Genomic DNA, 21,184 nt, shown 5'->3' with positions numbered 1-21,184 from the left:
CAGGTGATTTCCAGCCTCTTTTGTTATTAAATGGGGGATAGTCGAGGAGTTTCGTATTATTCTTCAATAATCCACTCCTCAATATTCCTCAACCGGTTACTGAAATTTATTCCGATCTTGAATAATTTCCGTGAGTCGGTAGCGAATGGAAGTGCATATTGTTTTTCGTTAATCTGCTTTAATGCTTCCTGAGCAGTGCCTTCCAATTTGAATTCCATCACGTAGATGTAGTCATTCGTTTTCAAAACCAAGTCGACACGCCCCATACTTGTATGATATTCGACTTGCGTATAAAAGCCAACCAATTTGAAAACGATAAAGAGTACATTCTGGTAATGCAATTCCAGTTGGCGGGCCAATTCGTATGGTGTGTCGGCAAAGAAACTTTGCAGGCGCCGAAGAAACGCGTCAGGTTGCCCCTTACGGATTTCACTGACGAATTTCTGTATTTCGAAGGGAGATTCTATCTTGTTTATACTTGTATAGAATGGCATCAGGTATCGTACAAATCCCTCTTCCACTTCCCGATTGGGGAAACCTAACTGGTAAATCCCGAATTCTTCATCATAACTTTTGATAGTCAGATATCCGCTTTGATAGATTACCGGAATAGGGCTTGACGAATCTGCATAAATGCTATTCAGTACATCCGAACTGGTCTCTTCGCTTGCCATGCGCTCCAGATCATAATGGCTTCGCTTTAATAGCTCAACCAGATAGGAAGGAGTTCCGGTCTCGAACCAATAATTGCTGAACTTGTTGTATTTAAATGTGTTGAGCAAGCTGAACGGGTTGTATATGCCGATGGTATTTTCTGCAAAATGATAACCGTCATAATACTCTTTGAGTTTGGCGCAGGTTTCTTCGTATGTCATGCCCTGTATGTCTGCCAGTTCATGAAGTTCTTCTTCCAGATTGTCGTGTATCTCTTGCTCGGAAATTCCGCAGATGTTTACGTAGGGTTCGCGCATAGAAATGTCGTCCAGGTTGTTCAGATCGCTGAATACGCTGATTTTTCCAAATTTTGTCACTCCTGTCAGCATGGCGAACTGAATATAGCCGTCCATCGATTTCATTACTCCATAGAATGCTTTTAAGGTTTCACGATACTCTTTTTGTAAAACGTCATCCTCTATGGTTTGCAGTAAAGGTTTATCATATTCGTCTATCAGGATTACCACTTTGCGGCCTGTCTTTTCATAGGCTTTCCGGATGAGTGTGACAAAGCGGTCGTCTATCGTTTCGTCTGATTGGGCAGAACCGTATTTCTGTTCATAGATGAGAAACTGGCGGTCTATCAGCCGGAGCAAGTCGTCTTCCGTATCGAATTTTTTTGCATTCAGGTCTAAATGTAGGATCGGGTGATCGATCCAGTCTTTTTCCAGTTTTTCCATGGCAAGTCCTTCGAACAATTCTTTCTTGCCTTGGAAATAGGCTTCGATAGTAGATATGAGCAGGCTTTTCCCGAAGCGGCGCGGGCGGCTCAGGAAATAGTAGCTGCCGGTTTTAATGATACGATAGATAAGTTCGGTTTTATCGATATAGAAATAACCGCCGGTACGAAGCTTTTCGAAGTTTTGTATGCCTATAGGATAAATTTTATTGCTCATAACTATTCTTTTTATCTATCTGAACTGTGTATTCAGTTCGTAATACAACAAAGATAGTAATGTTTCTTCGTATAGCCAAGCCTGCCCGATTGAAATGACTGAATGCCCGCTAAATAGAGAGCCTGCGGCATGTGGACGACGCTTCGTTTTGAGTGTTCCTCCCTTTTATTGATTTTTGTTTTTACTATCTTTGTAACATTAATAAACTTCGACTGTTTTAGTAGAGTAAAGATTCGGATTATGAGATTTTTTTCGAAAATGCGGGAACGTGTGGATGCTTTTCTTCATGATGAGAAATTGAAGAAGAAGCTGTATATCATTATATTCGAGTCGGATACTCCGATGGGGAAACTGTTCGACACCTGCCTGATCGGATTTATTATCGCAAGCGTATTGGTGGTGGTATTGGAGAGCATACGGTCTTTTTCATACCATTATACGTTGGGGCTACGGATATTGGAGTATGTGTTTACGGCTTTCTTTACTTTTGAGTACTTGGTTCGTATTTATTGCTCGCCAAAGCCCAAAAAGTATATTTTCAGTTTTTTCGGGATTGTGGATCTGTTGTCGACATTGCCGGTCTATCTGAGCTTTTTCTTTGCCGGTACACGCTACCTGCTTGTGATTCGTGTATTCCGGCTGATCCGCGTTTTTCGTGTCTTTAAGCTGTTTAATTTCCTGAAAGAAGGTAATATGTTATTGAAGTCGCTCCGGATCAGTGCACCGAAGATATTCGTGTTTTTCTTTTTTGTCTTGATCCTGGTGACTTCGATCGGTACGATTATGTATATGATAGAAGGAAACCAGCCCGGTACGCAGTTCAATAATATTCCGAACAGCATCTATTGGGCGATCGTGACGATGACGACTGTCGGCTACGGAGACATAACGCCGGTGACACCCGTCGGGCGTTTCCTGTCGGCGATCGTGATGCTGATCGGTTATACGATTATCGCTGTCCCGACGGGGATTGTGTCGGCCACAATGGTCGGGCAACAACGTAAAAGAAGCAAGCTGGAATGCCCGCATTGCCGCCAGGCAGGACATGAAGAAGGGGCGGAATATTGTAAATATTGCGGCTGGAAATTGGACCGGCCAGATACGGGGAAATGATAATTCAGTATATTGGATAGGCCGGGTTCCTTTCAGAAATATAAAGATTCGGAATCTGTCAAAATAATTATTATCTTTGTCGCCATTTGATATAAATAATTAAGAAAGAAAATGGAAACAGTAGTAAGCGGCATTCGCCCAACGGGTAATTTGCATCTGGGGAATTACTTCGGAGCAGTAAAAGGATTTTTGCAAATGCAAAATGAGTATAATTGCTTTTTCTTTATTGCAGACTGGCACTCGTTGACTACACATCCGCATCCTGATAATATCCGTAACAGTGTTAAGACAATCCTGGCTGAATATCTGGCTTGCGGTATCGATCCGGAAAAAGCGACCATCTATCTTCAGAGCGATGTGCGCGAAATTCCCGAACTGTATCTGTATCTGAATATGAATGCAGGAATCGGCGAGTTGATGCGTACTACTTCTTTCAAGGATAAGGCACGCCAACAGTTGCATATCGACCGGGTGAACACTTCGGAAGGCGATGTGGAAAGAGAAATCTTCAATGAAAGCAATAAGCACAGTGTCAGTGCCGGATTGTTGACTTATCCGACCTTGATGGCTGCCGATATTATTATTCATAAGGCTGTAAAAGTGCCGGTAGGGAAAGACCAGGAACAGAATATGGAAATGGCCCGCCGTTTTGCCCGCCGTTTCAATTCGACTTACGGGGTCGAATGTTTCCCGGAACCCGCCTCTTTCTATTATTCCAGTAAGGCGATCAAAGTGCCCGGCTTGGACGGGTCCGGCAAGATGGGCAAGAGCGAAGGTAATGCAATCTACCTGATCGACGATGAAAAGACAATCAAGAAGAAGGTGATGAAGGCTGTGACGGATGCCGGTCCGACGGAGCCGAACAGTGTGAAGCCCGAACCGATTGCCAACCTGTTTACGATGATGGAAATCGTATCGACAAAAGATACGTTCGATTTTTTCAATGAGAAATATAACAATTGCGAGATCCGTTACGGAGATTTGAAAAAGCAATTGGCTGAAGACATCAATAATTTCTGCGCTCCGATTCGCGAACGTATCTTAGATATTCGTTCCGATGAAGACTATTTGGCGAAAGTAGCCCGTATGGGAGCCGAGAAAGCAAGCGAGAGCGCTGCAAGAACGTTGCGTGAAGTGCGCGAGATTATCGGATTCAGAGGATAAACGTATTCCGGGTTAATATATTTGAGGCACGGATTCACGGACCTCACGGATTAATTAAAACCGTGCAGTCTGTGTAATCCGTGTCTTTTTATGTGCGTATGAAGGTGATATTGTGCGATATAATTTATTAAAAACATAATAAAGAACCTGAAAATCGGATTATTAAATAGAAAACTACCTTACTTTGCAGTGAATAGAGACAAGTAACAAATGTATGGCGGCAATATCTGCGGGAGAATTTGAATGTATTTTCAAGGAGCTTTATAAGCCCCTGTGCCTGTTTGCACTCCGTTTTACAGAAAAAACGGAAGATGCCGAGGATGTCGTGCAGCAGGCTTTTGCCGACGTCTGGGATAAAAACAGCCATAATGTGGTAATTGCTAACTTTAAATCCTATCTCTACCAGGCGGTACGGAACCGTTCACTTACGCTGGTCGCCCAATCTTCCGATACATTACAGGCGACAGAATGTATTGCCGATATGGAGGACCTGTCGGAAGAGGAACAGATATATCAATCGGAACGTGATGCGCGCCTTTGGGCAGCTATCGATAAGTTGCCTGCCGAGCGGAAGAAGATATTTCTGCTTTCCAAGCGGGACGGATTGAAATATCAGGAGATTGCGGAGGAGTTGCATATTTCCATTAAAACAGTTGAAAATCAGATAGGAAAAGCGTTAAAAACTTTGCGGGAAACTGCTGTACGGATTTATTGTTTCTTTTTTTCTTGAATAAGTAGGGGTTTTTTCAGATTTCCTGTCTTAGTGATAGAAAGGTTAAAATGTTTATGTATCACTAATGCAAAAAGAGAAATGAAGAAATTCGTGTTATTTGTGATGTTGATGATGAGTGTGGTATCGGTGAGCGCACAGCGGTGGTCGCTGACGCCGGAAGTCGGGATGATGTCTGTCAAGAGAGGCGGCCCTTCTTATTTCAGTGAACCGGGCTACACTTGGAATGCCCGTTGGAAAATCGGGGTTGGAGTGGAGTTTGCTGTCAGGCCGGACCGTTTCTCGTTAAAATCGGGCATGTATTATACCCAGCGGGGATATTCGAGACAATTGATTTCGTTCGGGAGCATTTACCCGGCAATTAACAATCAATTGAAGCCCACTTTTAGTGAGAGCTATTATAAGACGAATCGTCACTTTTTGCAGGTTCCGTTGATGGCAAATTTTTCATTTAGGTTAGCGGATCACGTACGGTTGAATTTAGCAGCCGGTCCTTATGTCGCTTATTCGTTGGGGGATAAAAATATAGGCAAGTATAACGAATATACGCCGGGTGATAGTGACGGTTATGGTTATGGAAGTTATGGTTCTGGCTCCTATTATTATGGTGGTAACGTGTATGGCGGCGGATGGTTGGGGCAAGGCTTTAGCCATGAAAGTTGGACACACGATAACACTTTCGACTGGGGACTATCGTTTCAGGTAGGATTGGAAATAGGTTCCTGTGTGATGAACGTCGGATACGATGCCTCTTTGGGCAAAGAGTATCAGTATGATTCGGTCGACTTGAAATACCATACCTTCAGCTTGTCTGTCGGGTATAAATTTAAATTAGGAAAATAGACAATGGAGGGTTTTATAGCGATTGTCCATTGTCGATTATCAATTGTCAATTAGAATGATGAATAACGAGCAAGATGATAGATTTGAAAAACGCCTTCGTTTTGTAGCCCGGCGCTACAAAGAGGGAAGCCTGGATGAGGATAAGGCCTGGGAGCGGTTTGCCGCCCGGCAAGGAATCCGTCGCCAGGTCGCTTTCCGCCGTTACTGGATGGTGGCAGCTTCTGTTGTGCTCTTGCTTATTGGATTCGGTACTTTTTATATGAAAGATCGGAATAATCCCGAATGGGTATCTGTCGTTACTGCATCGGGACAGTTGAAAGATGTTTATCTGCCGGATAGTACGCTGGTCTCGATGGCCGGAAATTCGACACTCCGGTATGATTTGAAGAAATATGGAAAGGAAAGGCGTGTTGTGGAAATGACAGGGAAAGTTTTTTTCCAAGTGAAGAGGAATGAGGCACGCCCCTTTTCCGTTCATACGGCTCTGACGGAAGTGACGGTGTTGGGAACCAGTTTCCAAGTAAACGAGCAACCGGGCGTTACGCAGGTCAATGTCGTAACCGGGAAAGTCCGTTTTGCTGCTGGAGAAGCTTTGGAACCGGCTATCCTGACAGCCGGAATGTCTGCTTCTTATTCGGATGAGAAGAAAGAAATAAATATCGGAACGGAAGAAAAACCGAATGATCTTTCGTGGAAAACGAAACAACTGCGTTTCAACGATACGCCTTTGGAAAAGGTAATCGAAGACCTGGGGGATTATTATCATGTGAAGATCACGAATAAGACGGGTTCGCCGGATTCCCGGTTGACAGCCACATTCAATGATCTGCCTCTTGATGAAGTACTGATGGTTATCAATCAGACATTGGACATCCGGTTGGTGTCTCAGGCTGAAAAATAAGAATAATATATATATGTATCGTGTTTACCTGTTTGTCTTCGGGATTTGCTTGTGTTGCCCGCTGATCCGTGCAAAAGAGCCTTTGCTTCTTCCGGCTGATCCGACTCCGACTGTTACGTTGGATATGCGGCAGGTTCCGTTGCAGGATATCCTGCTGGAAATAGAGAGGCAGACCGGGATATTTTTTTCTTATGAATCGTCTATGTTGAAAGAGTATCAAAAAGTGTCTCTGAAAGTACATGACGAATCTCTTTCCTATTGCCTCAAACGGTTATTCGATCCTCTGTCGGTTGTCTATCGGATGACAGGGCAGTATGTGATCCTGAAACGAAAGCCCAAGTTGTATACGATCAGCGGCTTTGTGCGCGATTCCGCTTCCTACGAGAGCTTGATTTCGGCGACAGTCATAGACCGGGTTTCTAAGAAAGGGTCTGTTTCCAACAATTACGGGTTTTACAGCATAACGTTGCCGCCGGGGAAAGTGGTGCTGACTTCCTCTTATGTCGGGTATGAACGTTGTACCGTCACCTTCGAGTTGACACGGGACACGATGATCGACCTGTCCCTGAAACAAGCCGGCACACTGGGAGAGGTGGTGGTCAGGGGAATTTCTCCCCGGTCGGAAGTCCTGAAAAGCCGGATCGGCGTATCGGATATTTCGGCGAGCCGGGTGAAGTCCTTGCCGGCTTTATTAGGAGAAGCGGATGTTGTCAAGACTTTGCAACGCCTGCCGGGTACGACAGTCGGGACGGAGGGGATGAGCGGCCTGTTCGTACGGGGAGGGGATGGCGACGATAACTTGTTCCTGCTGGACGGAAACCCGATTTACCATACGGATCATGTCTTAGGCTTCTTTTCGGCTTTCAATCCGGATGCGATAAAGAATGCCACTTTTTATAAAGGAAGTTTTCCGGCGGAGTACGGCGGGAGACTTTCTTCCGTTATAGACGTTCGTACGAACGAAGGGAACCGGAAAGAGTACCATGGGAATATTTCGGTCGGTCTGCTGGCAGCGCGTGCCAATCTGGAAGGGCCGATCATCAAGGACCGGTCGTCGTTTAACGTCTCTGTGCGCCGTACCTGGATGGAGTTGATTACCTGGCCGATAATGACTGCTTTCAATAAGAAATCCGATACGAAGGTAAAAGGAGGATATCATTTTTACGATATGAATGCAAAAGTCGATTATTCTTTTACAGACCGGAGCCGTGCGTATCTCAGTTTTTATATGGGAAGCGACAGCTACCGGAATGGGGAAGAAGCGAAAGACATGCATGGACAAGACTGGGATTTTTGCTGGCGTTGGGGGAACCTGATCGGTTCTGCCGGCTGGAACTACCTGATCAATAAAAAATTGTTTGCCACTTTTACGGGTGGCTATACCCGGTATCGCTCTCATATTATCCAGAAACAGAATACGTTTGTCTCATCCCAGGATTTGGGCGGACAGCTCTACTTCCAGGAGGGGCATTACCGTTCGGCGATGGAAGATGTAAGCCTGCGGGCCTCTTTTGACTATCGTCCGAATGTGGACCACCGTATCCGGATGGGAGGGGATTATCTGTTTCATATTTTTCGTCCTGAACAGAGCAATATGAGTTCCTGGTATAAGGATTCGGTCATTACGCAGATGAACAACACCGTCTTTTCGCATTCACTGATCCATGGACATGAGGTTTCGGCGTATGCGGAAGACGAGATGTCGCTCACCGACTGGCTCCGGGTGAATGCCGGCCTGCGTTTTACGCTTTTCCATGTGGAGGGGAAGACTTACCAGTCCCTTCAACCCCGTTTCTCTGCGCGTTATCTGTTGGGACGGAGGGTGTCGGCTAAAGTATCCTACACGAAGATGAACCAGTATATCCACCGGTTGTCCAACAGTTATATCAGCCAGCCGACGGACATCTGGGTTCCGGTGACGGGAAATATCCGCCCGATGAATGCCCATCAGGTGACGGGCGGCCTGGCCTGGCACTATCAAGGTTTGGATTTCTCGGCGGAAGGTTATTATAAACGGATGAATAATCTGGTGGAATATAAGGATAACGGTCCCGCCTTGTCTGCTTTTGCCGGTTGGGAAGACCGGGTAGGAGTGGGAAAAGGACGTTCCTATGGGATGGAACTGATGGTTCGGAAGAAAGCCGGACGTTTCAACGGCTGGATCGGTTATACGCTTTCCTGGTCCGACCGCTGGTTCCCGGACGGAACGGTCAATAAAGGGCAACGTTTCCCTTCCAGGTACGACAACCGGCATAAGATCGATGTTGTGGCCTCCTACCGCTTATCCAAAAAGATAGAGCTGACGGCCGCCTGGATGTATAAATCGGGTAACCATATCACCATACAGGATGTGAATTACCGTCCATCGCCGGATTTGACGGATGACAGGCCCGGACAGGCTTTCGAATGGACAGGAGGTGCGAGTGCCAGTTCCCGGAATAACTACCAGTTGTCACCTTACCATCGCTTGGACTTGGGAGCTAATTTCTATCGTTACAAAAAGAACGGGCGTATGGGGATCTGGAACCTGAGCTTGTGCAATGCTTATTTTAAGCCGAATCCGTTTACCGTCCGTCCCCGGACTTATCAAAATGAAAGCGGGCGTGAGGTCGTATTGGAGCAGACCTTGTTGTTCCTCTTCGTCCCTTCCGTCTCTTATACCTTTAAATTCTGAAGTCATGAAGAATTGCCTGTTTTTGTTATACTTGCTTTTGCTTGCCGCCTGTACCCGCGATGTGGTGTTGAAACTGCCGTCTGTGCCTCCGCTCCTGGTGCTTAATTCATCTGTCTCGCCGGATGAGGATGTGACGGCTTTCCTGTCGAAAAGCTGGTTTATATTGGACACGATTACGGACGACGGTATTACGGACGGGACAATCCGGGTCTATGTGAACGACCGTCTGCAAGGAACGATGCAACCCGTAGAAAATGACCGGTATACGGGGCAATATGCTTTACCCGGATGCCGTGTCGCTTCCGGAGACCGCCTGCGGCTGGAAGCGGCTGCACCTGGATTCGATCCTATAGAAGGGGAAACGCTTATTCCTGATCCGATAGAAGTACTTTCGGTCGATACGGTCCGCTTTTTCAAGTTCGGCTACCAGGGATATGAATATCCTTCTCTTCGTTTATACATTCGCTTCCGGGATGAGCCGGATAAACGGAATTATTATCGTTTGATGGTGGAGAAGATTACGGAATATCAGAAAGGGGACAGTGTGATAGTCGTCAGTTCCATGTATCATACGGATTATGATTTATATTCTTCCCTGGGCTTGGTCTATGAAGACCCGGTGTTCCGCACAACCGTTACGAATCCGGCTATAGACCAGTTGAACGGGAAGACCTGCCGGGGCACGTTTACCGATGACATGTTTGACGGAAACGAATATACCGTCCGTTCGTCTTTTTATCCCGTCGACTATTCGTATGCGGGCGATTCGGTTGTGACGACCGTACATTATGATGTCCGGTTGCTGGCTGTTTCGGAAGATTATTACCATTACCTGACGGTTGTACAGAACTTTTCCATCTCGTTGGGCGATGCTTATTTGGATGGGCTGGTCGAACCCTCGGCCACCTATACGAATGTGAAAGACGGCTTCGGTATCGTTGCCGGTTACCAGCTTTATCACCGCCGCTTCACGATGCCTTGCATGGAGGAGGAACCTTACTGGAATCCGTTTGCCTCATATGATTGATTTCTTTTTTATTTTTCCCCTTCTCCGATAGGGGTTTTTTCGTTTTTCCTGTCTTATGAATGAAAAGTCAATAAAGATAAGATGAAGAAGTTTGTGTTGGAGAGATGGTTTACCTATGCTATTGTGTGTTTGAGTTGTTTTTTGATGTCGGAGAAGTTGTCGGCAGAGGTAAACGGTGGAGATGATGTCCGAACGGTTACATTGAATATGCAGAAAGTATCTTTGAAAGAGATTCTGACGGAGATCGAGAAGCAAGCCGGAGTGACTTTTTCGTATGAATCATCTTTGTTGAAGGAGTTTCAGAAGACGAGTTTCAAAGTGAAAGATGCAGCACTTGACGATTGCCTGGCACAACTTTTCGCCAGCTATCCGATCGTGTACAAGAGGACAGGAAACATTGTCGTCCTGAAACGCAAACCCAGGCAGGTCACGATCAGCGGTTTTGTGCGGGATAAAACTTCCGCAGAATCCCTGGTCGGGGCTTCTGTGTATGATATAGGTAGCCGGATGGGGATCGCTACGAATGCTTTTGGCTTTTTCAGCCTTACGATACCTGCCTCCGATGATCCGGTACGGATCTCGGTATCCTATATTGGTTATGAAAACCGGAAACTCGACTTTCCCGCATTGGAACGCGATACGATGCTTACCTTGTTTTTACAGACGAATGCTTCGATCGGCGAAGTGGTGGTGACTGGCAATGAACGTTCGTTGCGTTCGCCCGTCCATAATGTACAGATGGGGGCTTTGGAGGTAAACCAGGCAACGATCCGCGCCACTCCGACCTTGCTGGGTGAGGCGGATATTATCCGGACATTACAGTTGACGCCGGGTGTGTCGATGGGGACAGAAGGTGTCTCCGGCTTGTACGTGCGCGGGGGGAATGTCGACGAGAACCTGTTTCTGATAGACGGTAACCCAGTTTACCAGCTTAACCACTTGGGAGGAATATTTTCCGCTTTTAACGGCGAAGCGGTCAAAAGTATGGATTTTTATAAGGCTGGCTTTCCCGCCCGTTATGGCGGTCGTCTTTCGTCGGTTGTCGATGTGCAGACGAAGGAGGGGAATATGAAGGAATACCACGGTAGCGCGTCGCTCGGACTGATTGCGGGGAACCTGAGCCTGGAAGGTCCGATTGTCAAAGACCGTACTTCTTTTTCGATCGCTCTGCGCCGTACTTGGTTCGATGTGATTACCGCACCTACACTGGCCATTTTCAATGCCGTGAAAAAAGATAAGAGTTCCGATATCAATTTTCGTTACGCCTTTCATGATTTGAATGCCCGCGTGGACCACCGTGTCAACGATCGGAGTCGTCTCTTTGTCAGTATCTACAATGGAAACGATGTGCTGAAGGCCACAAGTGAAGACAAGCCGGGAAAGGATGGTTCTATCAGTAGCTATCTGGATAAAACGCATGTTTCCATGCGCTGGGGGAATCTCGTTGCTTCCGCAGGCTGGACGTATGCGTTCAATAACCGCCTGTTCGGCAAGATTGCCGGTTTCTATACCCGTTATAATGCGAAAATATCCTATCGGGAAGAAGAGAAGGCGTGGGATTATAATAACGAAGCCTATTCCCTGAGTTTCGACGAAACGGTCAGCGCTTCCGGTATCAATGATTTCGGTGTCCGCACGTCGTTTGACTATCAGCCGGTGTCTAACCATCATATCCGTTTCGGAGGCGACTATGTCCGGCATGATTTCCGTCCCGAATACAGCCGTTTCCTGACGGAGGAGAGCGATAAACCGGACTCCATGCAGGTCGGTAAAGTGTTCAGCAACGAGAAATTGCTGGCACACGAGTTGTCGGCATTTGCAGAAGACGACTGGACATTGACACCTGCGCTCCGTCTGAACGCCGGAGTCCGTTTGAGCCTTTTCAATATCGACCGGAAGACCTATACCGGCGTCGAGCCACGCCTTTCTCTACGCTGGTTGCTTGGCAAAGACCTTAGTTTGAAGGCTTCCTATTCGAGGATGAATCAATATGTGCATCTTATCAGCAACAGCTTCCTCAATTTGCCGACCGATTCGTGGATGCCTGTCACCCGCAACCTGAAGCCGCTGATCAGCGACCAGTATTCGCTGGGCGCCTATTACAACTGGAAGGATCTGGACTTCTCGATGGAAGGATATTATAAGGATAGCCGTAATCTGCTCGAATATAAGGATGGGCACAGCCTGGTTCCCTCTTCGATTGCATGGGACCGGAAGTTGGTCGCCGGAAAAGGACGCTCCTATGGTTTGGAATGGATGGTGAGGAAACCAGCAGGACGTACGACCGGCTGGATCGGCTATTCCCTTGCCTGGTCGGACCGCCAATTTGACGAGCTGAACGGGGGCCGCCGGTTTCCTTCCCGCTATGACAACCGCCATAAGTTGAATATTGTCGTCATGCATAAACTCTCGAAGCGCGTGGAGCTTTCGGCCGCCTGGACCTATACGTCCGGTAACTATACTACGCTCTCGACCGAAAATTACGAGGGGCTGAATCCTCCGTCTGAGAACCCATACTATAGTTCCAACCAAGAGGAGTTCGACCTTTATGGCGATCGCAACAATTACCAGCTTCCGGCCTATCACCGTTTGGACTTGGGGATCAATATTTACCGTCCGAAGAAAAAAGGACGTATGGGTATCTGGAATGTCAGTGTTTACAATGCTTATTGCCGGATGAACCCTTTTATGATAGAAAAGACGGACGAGTATGATTCGGCTACAAACAAGTCGTACCCCGTGTTTAAACAATATAGTTTTTTACCGATAATACCGTCTGTTGGCTATACCTATAAATTTTAAATGAAGATGAAGACAAACAAGATATTCCCGTTCCTGCTTTTCTTGGCAATGCTATTGCAGGGTTGCGAACAAGTCGTCGATCTTAATTCCATCAAGCCCGATCCGAAGTTAGTGCTTAACGGGGTCGTAAAAGCCGGTGAACCGGTACGCGCAAACCTTTCCCGTACCTGGTTTCATACGGATGGAAAGCCTAACCTGACGATCCCGGATGCAGACGTGAAATTATATGTGAACGATGTTTTTCATGAACAGTTGGCGTTTGTCGCTCCTGCCGAAGAAGCTCGATCCGGTTCTTATGAAGCGGCCTATTCTCCTTCGGTTGGTGACCGTATCCGTATCACGGCTTCGGCTCCCGGCTATCCTGACATTGCCGTAGTTTCGGAACTTCCACCGCCTATGCCGGTTGCCGGTTGTCGATTGCTGGCGCAAAAATCATTGGTTGTAGAAGATGATTCTGTTCGTCAATATAGTGTAAATTACACATTGGAGTTGACGGTCAAGGATGAACCGGCAGAGGCGAACTATTACTTGATTTATGGGAAAGAATTCTGGCGTGGCGGATATGGGTATGGATATGAGTATGGACCAGGATATGGAGGTGGATTTGACGGTATCGAAATAAATCAGGGTGATACCGTTTATTGGAGTTCAACCTATATCCATTTTTCCGAAGAACCGTTGTTTAAAAACGAGGTAACCGCTTTCGATTATATTTTTGGAACCGGAGGTTCCCAGAACAACTATTGGGGGGCCTTTTCCGACGAGTTGATAGATGGCCGGACTTATGCCATGCGGCTTCCTATCGGATGGTATGGTTATACTCTTTATCAGAGCAAGGAAGACCAGTCGATCCTTTATCCTAAAAAGTTCCGTTTTTATCTGCAGGCTATCTCTAAGGACTATTATGATTACCTGAAGACATTGCAGGAACTTAAATCCGGCTCTTTTACAGGCGATCTCGCGTCATCCGGTTTTGCCGAACCGATCCGTCTCCCTTCCAATGTGGAAGGGGGAACGGGAGTGCTGGGTAGCGTAACGGAATGTATTTACGAGTGGGATGAGAGAGATCTTATTTCTTTTGAAGATCCACGCTGACCGGATAATGGTCTGAAATCCCTTCCGTCTCTATTCCGTTATGGATGCGGGCATCGATGCACCGGAAGACCAGCGAAGGGGAAACCAGTATATAATCCAACCGTTCGCCTATCCCGTGCAGGCGGGTGTCGCCATGTTGCCAACCATAGAGGAAAGCAGACGGGAATGTCGTCCGTTTATCGGCAGGGATGTACATACGGCATATATCGGTAAGCCCGGTCGATAGAAACTCGGACAGAACGGAATAGTCGAACCGTCCGTCCCGCGTATTCCGGTATGTTTCCTGATCGGCATCCCATTTTTGCATGTTCTCGATCAGTTGGGCGTGTGTCTCCACCCAATCGGCGTCAAAAGGAGAATAAGCATTGAAGTCCCCCATGATCATGCAATTGTCCAGGTGGTTTTCTTGTATATATCCCGTCAACATCCCGGCTTCTTTCAGGCGGAATTTCCAATCGTGGGGACTGAGATGGGTTACGATGATGTCCAGCCCATGCGTTTTTACATGAAGCATACCGTGCCAGAAGCCTTCTACCTGCTTTTTGACTACCGTGATCGGCTCGTTGGAGGTAACGCCGACCGGATATCCTTCTTCTTTCACGATTGCATAATACTTGTGTCCGTATTCGGAAGCCAACTCTCCGAGATCTTTTTCGGTAAATCCTACCAGTTCGGTCATGGCCAGAATGTCCGGTTGTTGCCCTTTCACCCAGTTGATAAAATTTGTCCGGCGGGAGGCATCTTTCTCAAAACCGTTCCAGATGTTGTAGGAGATCACCCGTAGTTTCTCTTTCCCGGTGGATTGCCCGTTGCTTATTACCGGGAATAACAATGTGAATAGTAAAGCATAAAATAGATGAAGTCGTTTCATGGTTGTGTTGTTTTATTCTTTTCCCTTACGTTTAGTTACCGATCCGGAACGTCCCGATCTTGCCTGCCGGATAGAACATGAACTGGCGTTCCATTTTCCCGCGGATCGGATTGTATTCGTAGTTGATCCCTACGCCGACCCTGAAGCCGCTATCGTTCACCTTGAATTCGAATGCTCCGCCTACGCTTGTATGATTGTAGAACGGGTTCATCAACATGTGCGGATTCCGCTTCTCATTGTGGTCGTAAAACGTATATTGTCCCCAGCCTCTGAGCGTCATCCAATCGGTCAAATCGTAGCTGGCCATTGCATTGAAGCCGCCCATGAATTGGGGGGAAGGATTGAACGGGGTGAAATAGCGTCCGCCGAAAGCGCCTCCCGACAGGGAGAACCTGTCGTGCGTCCATAGCAATTCCGTATTGATCCGGGTCAGGCCGCCGACACCGGGCCATGTGTATTGCCTGCCGCTTGTGATAAAGGCCACTTGTTCGCTAACGGGAACGATCGAGACTTCGTGGAAGTCCAACGCCATCGGCGAAACGCGTCTTAACATCGGTGTGTACGGATTGAAGAAAGGTTGATAGGCGGCAGATGAAATAATCATATCCATCGGGCGCTCCTGGTCGTAGGCGGATTGGACCGGAAGGTCGGGAATGAATTCGCGCAACTTGGCTTCGATCAGTTGCCTGTCCGATGGCGTGAAGCTTTTGTAGGCGAACTTGGGCAGGTTCAGGTCGAAAACCGCCCGTTTGGGCACTACCACCATTTTCCCTTCCCTGGTTCTGATCCAAGTCAGATCGGATTGTGCTTGCAGACATAGTGCGCACAATAACAAGATGATTAAATTTATTCCCCGCTTCATACAACAACTCATTTAATTTCTGCGAAGATAAAAATAAATTTAGATATTTGTGTATAAATAATGAAGATAGGTGCAACTATCCGGGAACCTGTTTCATCATATAATCAGAGAGTAGCAAGTATTTATGGACGAACAACTGTTAATCGACGGATGCAAGCGTGGCGAAGCATCGGCTCGTAAAGAATTATACGAGCTGTACGCACCTGCCATGATGAGCGTATGTGCCCGTTACGTCCGCGACAGGGAGACGGCCCGTGACTTGCTTCAGGATGGATTTATCAAAGTATTCACCAAAATACAGACCTATTCGGCGACAGGCCCGTTCGGCGCTTGGATACGAAGGGTTTTTGTGACGACGGCACTCGAATATCTCCGTAAATACGATGCTCTCCGGTCGAGTGCCCCGATTGATGAATATGGAGGACAGGTTGAAGATGCGGATGCTTCCGTGCTGGACCGCTTGTCGGCAGATGACCTGCTGGAATGCATCTCCCGGTTGCCCAACGGCTACCGGACCGTCTTCAACCTGTATGCCATCGAAGGATATACGCATAAGGAAATAGCGGCTATGCTTCATATCCAGGAGATCACTTCCCGCTCCCAGTTTGCACGGGCGAGGAAAGCATTGCAGGAAATGGTTCAATCTTTAATAGCGCAGGACAATGTCAGCAGAAACAGAACATAAGGAGCATTTAGACCTGTTCAGTTTGAAGGTAAAGCAAAAACTGGAAGACCACCGTCTGCCTGTCGATTCGGAATGTTGGGAACAGATCGAGGCGAAGGTGGCCGGGCGTCCGCGTCTTTCCGGCTGGCGGATCGGTGGCTGGATAACGGTCGTGGCCGCGGTTCTTGCCTTGCTGCTCGTGATCCGCTTGTACCAGCCCGAAACAGAGCCCGTTCCCGCGCTTGACGCGGGATTGCAGAAGAGCGGACAGATAGCTGAAAGGACAAATCCTGAGAAAATGGATGTTGAAAAGCGGGAACGGGTGGTTGCCCATGTTGCACAAAAGGAGGCGGCCATTCCCATTCTTGTCGATACGATTGCTTGGGAAGAAACCATTGGGGAAGAAGGAGAAATCGAGCTTCCTTCAAAAGCGGAGGTTACACAACCGGCAACCCAAGTCCCTGCCAGACGACATCAGGGACCGGAACCGGAAAAGCGCCGGACTCAAAAACTGATTGCAAGGGCGGACCGCCCAAAAGCGAAAGGCGGCAAATGGCAGGTCGGAGCCAATATGGGAACGGGCGGACATCTTTCTTTGGGTTTGGGGCTGGATGGTAACTCTCAAGATGGATCGAGCAGTGACTATCAGCCCAGCCTGCCTCTTCCTCCCATACCGCCCGTGGAAGAGAAACCGGATCTGGATATAGGTGGCGGTCCGGAAACGTTCTCGCATGTGGATTGTGCACCTCCCTTGTCGTTCGGATTAACCGTCCGGAAGAACCTGAACGACCGTATCGGTCTGGAAAGCGGGCTTGTTTATACCTATCTGTATTCGAAGATGAGCCAGAGTTGGACGACCGGTCGTCGAGCTACGTTGGGACTCCATTATTTAGGTATTCCGGTCAACCTGGTGGTTAAACTATGGGACAATCCGGATTGGAACGTGTATGTCTCCGGCGGATTTATGATGGAGAAGGGGTTGCGTTCCATTTATCATGTGGAACCGTATGGCTTGAATGAATCTGAACCGGCTACCAGCCGTTCCTCCATAGCCGGCCTGCAATGGTCGTTGAACCTTTCTATCGGCGTTTCATACCGTTTCTACCGGGATTGGAGCTTGTACCTGGAACCGCGTTATTCCTATTATTTCGATAATAACCAGCCGGTGAGTTATCGCACCGAGAACATGACCTTGATAGGTGTCGGGGCCGGTGTGCGTTTCGAGTTTTGAAAGTCAATAGAACGGCATGAACTATCAGGCGGTTTCGTTTGTTATATCATATAGTTACTTAAATAAAAACAGGCGATGAAATTCTTTATTGACACGGCTAATCTGGATCAGATCCGGGAAGCAAACGAATTGGGTGTGCTCGACGGCGTTACCACCAACCCTTCTCTGATGGCGAAAGAGGGCATCAAGGGAGTAGAAAACCAGCGTAAACATTACATCGAGATTTGCGAAATGGTAGACGGCGATGTGAGCGCCGAAGTGATTGCCACGGACTACGAAGGCATGATCCGGGAAGGTGAGGAACTGGCCGGACTGAACCCGCATATCGTAGTGAAAGTCCCTTGCATCGAAGCCGGGATCAAGGCGATCAAGTATTTTTCAGGTAAAGGCATCCGCACGAATTGTACGCTCGTCTTTTCTCCGGGACAGGCATTGCTGGCTGCCAAAGCGGGTGCGACGTATGTATCTCCTTTTGTCGGCCGTTTGGACGATATAGCGAGCGACGGGATCGAACTGGTGCGCAAGATCGTCGAGATGTACGATTACTACGATTACGAGACGCAGGTCCTGGCGGCTTCCATCCGTTCCACGCAACATATCATGCAATGCGTAGAAGCCGGCGCCGATGTGGCGACCTGCCCGCTCTCCGCTATCAAAGGCTTATTGAAACACCCGCTCACCGATAGCGGCCTGGCTACTTTCCTGGCCGACTATAAGAAGGTGAACGGATAATTTCCCCTTTATTCACTTCTTAGACTCCTTACCGGGTTGCCTGAGGCGGCCCGGTAACTATGCCAGCCTACCGTCAGCAATGTGATGGCTAAGACGATAATTCCGCCCAGCAGGCAATAGAGCGGCGAAACACTCACCCGGTTGGCGAAACTTTCCAGCCAACGGTTCAGGAGCACCCAGGCAAGCGGTGTTGCGATCACGAATGCTACCGCTATCCATGTGATGAATTGCCGGATCAGCAGGAACAGGATGCTCCGGGTACTGGCTCCGTTCACCTTCCGGATGCCGATCTCTTTCGTCCGTTGCTCGGTCGCGTACAAAGCCATTCCGAACAGGCCGAAGCAGGTCAGTAAGATGCTGATGACCGAATACATCAAGAGCAGGTTACCCATATCGGTCGTCCTCCGGTTGCGTTGCATAAATACGTCATATACATCTATGTAGGTGAAGTATTCGCCCGGATTTGCTTTTTCCCACACTTCCCGTATCGTTTCCAGCCCCTTCTTTTTCTGTTTTTCATTCAGCTTGACATAGAGCATCCGGTAATTCTTTGCACCGGCATTGTTGAGGTAGATCAGGGATGGCATCGCTTCCTCTTCCAGCGTGTTGATATAGAGATCGCTGACGATTCCGCAGATCGTGCAGGCTTGTTGCGGATCGTTTGCCTGATCACCGTAGGAAAACTTGTCGTACCGGCTGACCGGTTGCCCGACAGGATTTTCGCCGGCAGGGATCAGGATGTCCGCATATCTCCGGTTTATATAGACCGGCCGGTCATATTTCCGCATCGCTTCCTGAGGAGTCACCCCCTGGAGTATTTGCAGGCCCAGGGTTTGCAGGAGGTCTTCTTCACCCATATATTGGACGGACGAGTAGTAAGACTCCGATCCGTCCTTGTTTTCGATCGTGATCTGTTGGAGCCAGGCGAAGAGGATGGAGCCGCCGGCGCGTGTGACCGAAGCTATTTCCGGCCTGTTCTTCAGTTCTGCCGCGAATGTGTTGGCATCCGGGTTCCCCCCTTTCCAGTTCCCGATCTCGATCAGGTTGCGGTAGCATTCCCCTTTCTTTTGCGTCAGTTTCAATTGCGCGTAGATGGTGAGCGTTCCGATAATCAGCCCGATGGAGATGATATACTGCATGACGGAGAGGGCGGTGACGATCCTTCTTTTTTTGTTTCCGGTAAAGAACTGGCGGTAGTTGCTATCCGTCAGGTTAGCGATTCTCCGGCTCATGTAGCAGGCGGGGATAACGGACAGGATCAGAACCAGTCCGCAGATGAACGGCAACACCTGCCTGTTCAGGAAGAAGCCGGTGGTGATCCGCCCGGACATGATCCGGTTGAAGACGGGGATCAGGTCGTGGGCGATCAGCAACGATAGCAGGAAGGCGATGCCGACCGTGAGGAACGTGTCTAAGAAGAGTTGGTAATTCATCTCCGCTTGCGTAGCTCCCATCAGCTTCTGTGTGTGTATGATCCGCATCTGTTGAAGAACCCTGGAGAAGCTGAGGTTGATATAGTTGGAGCAAGCGATCAGCAGGATCAGCAAGGCCGATATCAGCCCGATGATCAGTAGTGATGATTGGGAACGGGCGACATAAGGAATCGACTCTTGCGTGAAGCGTTGAAAGTAAGAGTCTTGCAAGGAGTAGAAATGATAGCCCCCTTTCTCCTGTTGCAACGTGGGGACTCCATCCGCTTTTATCTTTTCGGCAAATCCCTTTTTGTCGAACGAGGGAGAAACCTTCAGGAGGGCGATCCCGCCGTAGTAATCCTGTCCGTTGCCGGTAAGCATGTCGAATTTAAGATAGGCTTGCGGATGTTCTTTCAACACGGCGGCAATCTGGAAAGGACGGGAAAGGGGCGTCGTTTCGTTCTCATAACGCATGCCACCGTCCGCCAGGTCTATTTGGACGATCTTTCCTACCGGGTTTGTCTTTCCGAACAACTTCCGGGCGCACGATTCGCTTAATGCGGCTTTGTCCGGAGCGGAAAGGGCGTCATGCAGGTCGCCGTATAGCACTTCATATCTAAAGAAATGGGCAAAAGTAGTATCTGTGGTGGTGATCAAAACCGGTTCGTATTGTTTGTCACCAATGGTGACGGAGTTGCAATCGATCGAGCTGAAGCGCAGGTAATCTTCCACTTCCGTGTATTTTTCTTTTAGCTGGACAGGGATAGAGCCGGCCACATACGAAACGATCTCTCCCGATTTCAACGGCGAATCCTGTGCCATATAGACGATTTTCTCCTTATTCGGATTATCCGCCTCGATGTTGAATTCATAGATGACGAAGGCCACCAACAGGTTCGTGCAGGCAATCCCGATCGCCAGGCTGACGATCGAAATGACAGAGAATGTTTTGTTTCGCCACCAGCTACGGAGAACCAGTTTGAGTGCTACTGCTTTCATGACTTTTATTTTTTGTGCGAATCAAAACTATCTCCTTTTCCCGAATGCGTCTAAGGAAAATCCTTGTTTTTCTCCGAAGAGCATGTGAATTGTCTAATTATTGGACAGTTCGGGAAAAGGAGGCGGTGTTTCTTTTCGTCTCGCAAAGGTAAAGGGGCGATGCCCCCTTTTGCAAATTGGAGAGGGGGTTAAAGCGTAGAAATGTGTTAATAAGCGCGATTCTTAGTTCTTTTCCCTGTAAAACATAGTTTTGTCCGGGATGAAACTATGTTTCAGCTTCTCCGGGGCTTTGCCTCTCCACCTCTTGACGATGTGACAATATTACAATATGACAATAACTGTTGTTGAGAATGAAAGATACTCTTATATTATATATAATATAAAGTCTTTATGTACTTCTTTTTGATTTTTAGGTTATTGTCATTTGTCACAATTGTCACATCGTCACATCGTC

16 protein-coding genes are annotated in these 21,184 nt (G+C 47.9%); 12 read left to right on the top strand and 4 right to left on the bottom strand.

The window, feature by feature from the left end; all coding sequences use genetic code 11:
• Positions 1 to 56: 56 nt before the first annotated feature.
• Positions 57 to 1,610 carry an ATP-binding protein gene (locus H8S65_RS12430; protein WP_186930276.1) on the bottom strand — a complete coding sequence of 518 codons (1,554 nt, stop codon included), beginning with the start codon at positions 1,608 to 1,610 and terminating at the stop codon, positions 57 to 59.
• 240 nt (positions 1,611 to 1,850) lie between these two features.
• Between H8S65_RS12430 and H8S65_RS12425 the strand changes: the two genes are divergently transcribed.
• The 9 genes from H8S65_RS12425 to H8S65_RS12385 all read left to right on the top strand — a co-directional run bounded on the left by H8S65_RS12425 (position 1,851) and on the right by H8S65_RS12385 (position 13,959).
• On the top strand, positions 1,851 to 2,723 hold the full coding sequence (locus tag H8S65_RS12425) for an ion transporter (protein ID WP_186930275.1): 873 nt from the start codon (positions 1,851 to 1,853) through the stop codon (positions 2,721 to 2,723).
• A gap of 111 nt (positions 2,724 to 2,834) precedes the next feature.
• A complete protein-coding gene (trpS, locus tag H8S65_RS12420) occupies positions 2,835 to 3,887 on the top strand; it encodes a tryptophan--tRNA ligase (protein WP_186930274.1) in 1,053 nt (350 codons plus the stop codon).
• A gap of 214 nt (positions 3,888 to 4,101) precedes the next feature.
• Entirely contained in the window at positions 4,102 to 4,617 is a 516-nt protein-coding gene (locus H8S65_RS12415; RefSeq protein ID WP_186930273.1) for an RNA polymerase sigma-70 factor, read from the top strand.
• An 81-nt stretch (positions 4,618 to 4,698) separates the two neighbouring features.
• On the top strand, positions 4,699 to 5,460 hold the full coding sequence (locus tag H8S65_RS12410; protein ID WP_186930272.1) for an outer membrane beta-barrel protein: 762 nt from the start codon (positions 4,699 to 4,701) through the stop codon (positions 5,458 to 5,460).
• A gap of 55 nt (positions 5,461 to 5,515) precedes the next feature.
• Entirely contained in the window at positions 5,516 to 6,361 is an 846-nt protein-coding gene (locus tag H8S65_RS12405) for a FecR family protein (protein ID WP_186930271.1), read from the top strand.
• Positions 6,362 to 6,374: 13 nt separating this feature from the next.
• Positions 6,375 to 9,035 carry a TonB-dependent receptor gene (locus H8S65_RS12400; RefSeq protein ID WP_186930270.1) on the top strand — a complete coding sequence of 887 codons (2,661 nt, stop codon included), beginning with the start codon at positions 6,375 to 6,377 and terminating at the stop codon, positions 9,033 to 9,035.
• A 4-nt stretch (positions 9,036 to 9,039) separates the two neighbouring features.
• Positions 9,040 to 10,062: a DUF4249 domain-containing protein gene (locus tag H8S65_RS12395; RefSeq protein WP_186930269.1), complete on the top strand. Its 1,023-nt coding sequence runs from the start codon at positions 9,040 to 9,042 to the stop codon at positions 10,060 to 10,062.
• A gap of 81 nt (positions 10,063 to 10,143) precedes the next feature.
• Positions 10,144 to 12,864 (top strand): TonB-dependent receptor, encoded by a 2,721-nt coding sequence (locus tag H8S65_RS12390; RefSeq protein WP_255489191.1) that lies wholly within the window; start codon positions 10,144 to 10,146, stop codon positions 12,862 to 12,864.
• 6 nt (positions 12,865 to 12,870) lie between these two features.
• The gene (locus tag H8S65_RS12385) at positions 12,871 to 13,959 is read left to right on the top strand and encodes a DUF4249 domain-containing protein (RefSeq protein ID WP_186930268.1); all 1,089 of its coding nucleotides are present in this window, start codon (positions 12,871 to 12,873) and stop codon (positions 13,957 to 13,959) included.
• Here the strand turns inward: H8S65_RS12385 and H8S65_RS12380 are convergent.
• Together H8S65_RS12380 and H8S65_RS12375 are read right to left on the bottom strand one after the other, a co-directional pair.
• Complete coding sequence (locus tag H8S65_RS12380; protein ID WP_186930267.1) at positions 13,934 to 14,830, bottom strand: endonuclease/exonuclease/phosphatase family protein; 897 nt, start codon at positions 14,828 to 14,830, stop codon at positions 13,934 to 13,936. The genes H8S65_RS12385 and H8S65_RS12380 overlap by 26 nt on opposite strands.
• A 31-nt stretch (positions 14,831 to 14,861) precedes the next feature.
• Positions 14,862 to 15,692 carry a hypothetical protein gene (locus tag H8S65_RS12375; RefSeq protein ID WP_186930266.1) on the bottom strand — a complete coding sequence of 277 codons (831 nt, stop codon included), beginning with the start codon at positions 15,690 to 15,692 and terminating at the stop codon, positions 14,862 to 14,864.
• 124 nt (positions 15,693 to 15,816) lie between these two features.
• Between H8S65_RS12375 and H8S65_RS12370 the strand changes: the two genes are divergently transcribed.
• From H8S65_RS12370 to fsa, 3 genes are all read left to right on the top strand, one after another.
• Positions 15,817 to 16,377, top strand: coding sequence for an RNA polymerase sigma factor (locus tag H8S65_RS12370; protein ID WP_186930265.1), 561 nt, complete (start codon positions 15,817 to 15,819; stop codon positions 16,375 to 16,377).
• Complete coding sequence (locus H8S65_RS12365) at positions 16,355 to 17,587, top strand: porin family protein (protein ID WP_186930264.1); 1,233 nt, start codon at positions 16,355 to 16,357, stop codon at positions 17,585 to 17,587. The genes H8S65_RS12370 and H8S65_RS12365 overlap by 23 nt, the downstream gene beginning before the upstream one ends.
• 75 nt (positions 17,588 to 17,662) lie before the next feature.
• Complete coding sequence (gene fsa, locus H8S65_RS12360) at positions 17,663 to 18,319, top strand: fructose-6-phosphate aldolase (RefSeq protein WP_186930263.1); 657 nt, start codon at positions 17,663 to 17,665, stop codon at positions 18,317 to 18,319.
• An 8-nt stretch (positions 18,320 to 18,327) separates the two neighbouring features.
• On the opposite strand, the gene H8S65_RS12355 is transcribed toward fsa, so the two are convergent.
• The gene (locus tag H8S65_RS12355) at positions 18,328 to 20,730 is read right to left on the bottom strand and encodes an ABC transporter permease (RefSeq protein ID WP_186930262.1); all 2,403 of its coding nucleotides are present in this window, start codon (positions 20,728 to 20,730) and stop codon (positions 18,328 to 18,330) included.
• Between the last annotated feature and the right edge of the window lie 454 nt (positions 20,731 to 21,184).

The sequence above is a fragment of the Parabacteroides hominis genome (genome assembly GCF_014287585.1).
Lineage (GTDB): Bacteria > Bacteroidota > Bacteroidia > Bacteroidales > Tannerellaceae > Parabacteroides > Parabacteroides hominis.
This window is presented reverse-complemented; position numbering and strand designations above follow the sequence as displayed.

Excerpts from the sequence above, each read along its gene's own strand:
- H8S65_RS12430 (WP_186930276.1), bottom strand. The coding sequence starts at position 1,610 with ATGAGCAATAAAATTTATCCTATAGGCATACAAAACTTCGAAAAGCTT.
- H8S65_RS12425 (WP_186930275.1), top strand. The coding sequence starts at position 1,851 with ATGAGATTTTTTTCGAAAATGCGGGAACGTGTGGATGCTTTTCTTCAT.
- trpS (WP_186930274.1), top strand. The coding sequence starts at position 2,835 with ATGGAAACAGTAGTAAGCGGCATTCGCCCAACGGGTAATTTGCATCTG.
- H8S65_RS12415 (WP_186930273.1), top strand. The coding sequence starts at position 4,102 with ATGGCGGCAATATCTGCGGGAGAATTTGAATGTATTTTCAAGGAGCTT.
- H8S65_RS12410 (WP_186930272.1), top strand. The coding sequence starts at position 4,699 with ATGAAGAAATTCGTGTTATTTGTGATGTTGATGATGAGTGTGGTATCG.
- H8S65_RS12405 (WP_186930271.1), top strand. The coding sequence starts at position 5,516 with ATGATGAATAACGAGCAAGATGATAGATTTGAAAAACGCCTTCGTTTT.
- H8S65_RS12400 (WP_186930270.1), top strand. The coding sequence starts at position 6,375 with ATGTATCGTGTTTACCTGTTTGTCTTCGGGATTTGCTTGTGTTGCCCG.
- H8S65_RS12395 (WP_186930269.1), top strand. The coding sequence starts at position 9,040 with ATGAAGAATTGCCTGTTTTTGTTATACTTGCTTTTGCTTGCCGCCTGT.
- H8S65_RS12390 (WP_255489191.1), top strand. The coding sequence starts at position 10,144 with ATGAAGAAGTTTGTGTTGGAGAGATGGTTTACCTATGCTATTGTGTGT.
- H8S65_RS12385 (WP_186930268.1), top strand. The coding sequence starts at position 12,871 with ATGAAGACAAACAAGATATTCCCGTTCCTGCTTTTCTTGGCAATGCTA.
- H8S65_RS12380 (WP_186930267.1), bottom strand. The coding sequence starts at position 14,830 with ATGAAACGACTTCATCTATTTTATGCTTTACTATTCACATTGTTATTC.
- H8S65_RS12375 (WP_186930266.1), bottom strand. The coding sequence starts at position 15,692 with ATGAAGCGGGGAATAAATTTAATCATCTTGTTATTGTGCGCACTATGT.
- H8S65_RS12370 (WP_186930265.1), top strand. The coding sequence starts at position 15,817 with ATGGACGAACAACTGTTAATCGACGGATGCAAGCGTGGCGAAGCATCG.
- H8S65_RS12365 (WP_186930264.1), top strand. The coding sequence starts at position 16,355 with ATGTCAGCAGAAACAGAACATAAGGAGCATTTAGACCTGTTCAGTTTG.
- fsa (WP_186930263.1), top strand. The coding sequence starts at position 17,663 with ATGAAATTCTTTATTGACACGGCTAATCTGGATCAGATCCGGGAAGCA.
- H8S65_RS12355 (WP_186930262.1), bottom strand. The coding sequence starts at position 20,730 with ATGAAAGCAGTAGCACTCAAACTGGTTCTCCGTAGCTGGTGGCGAAAC.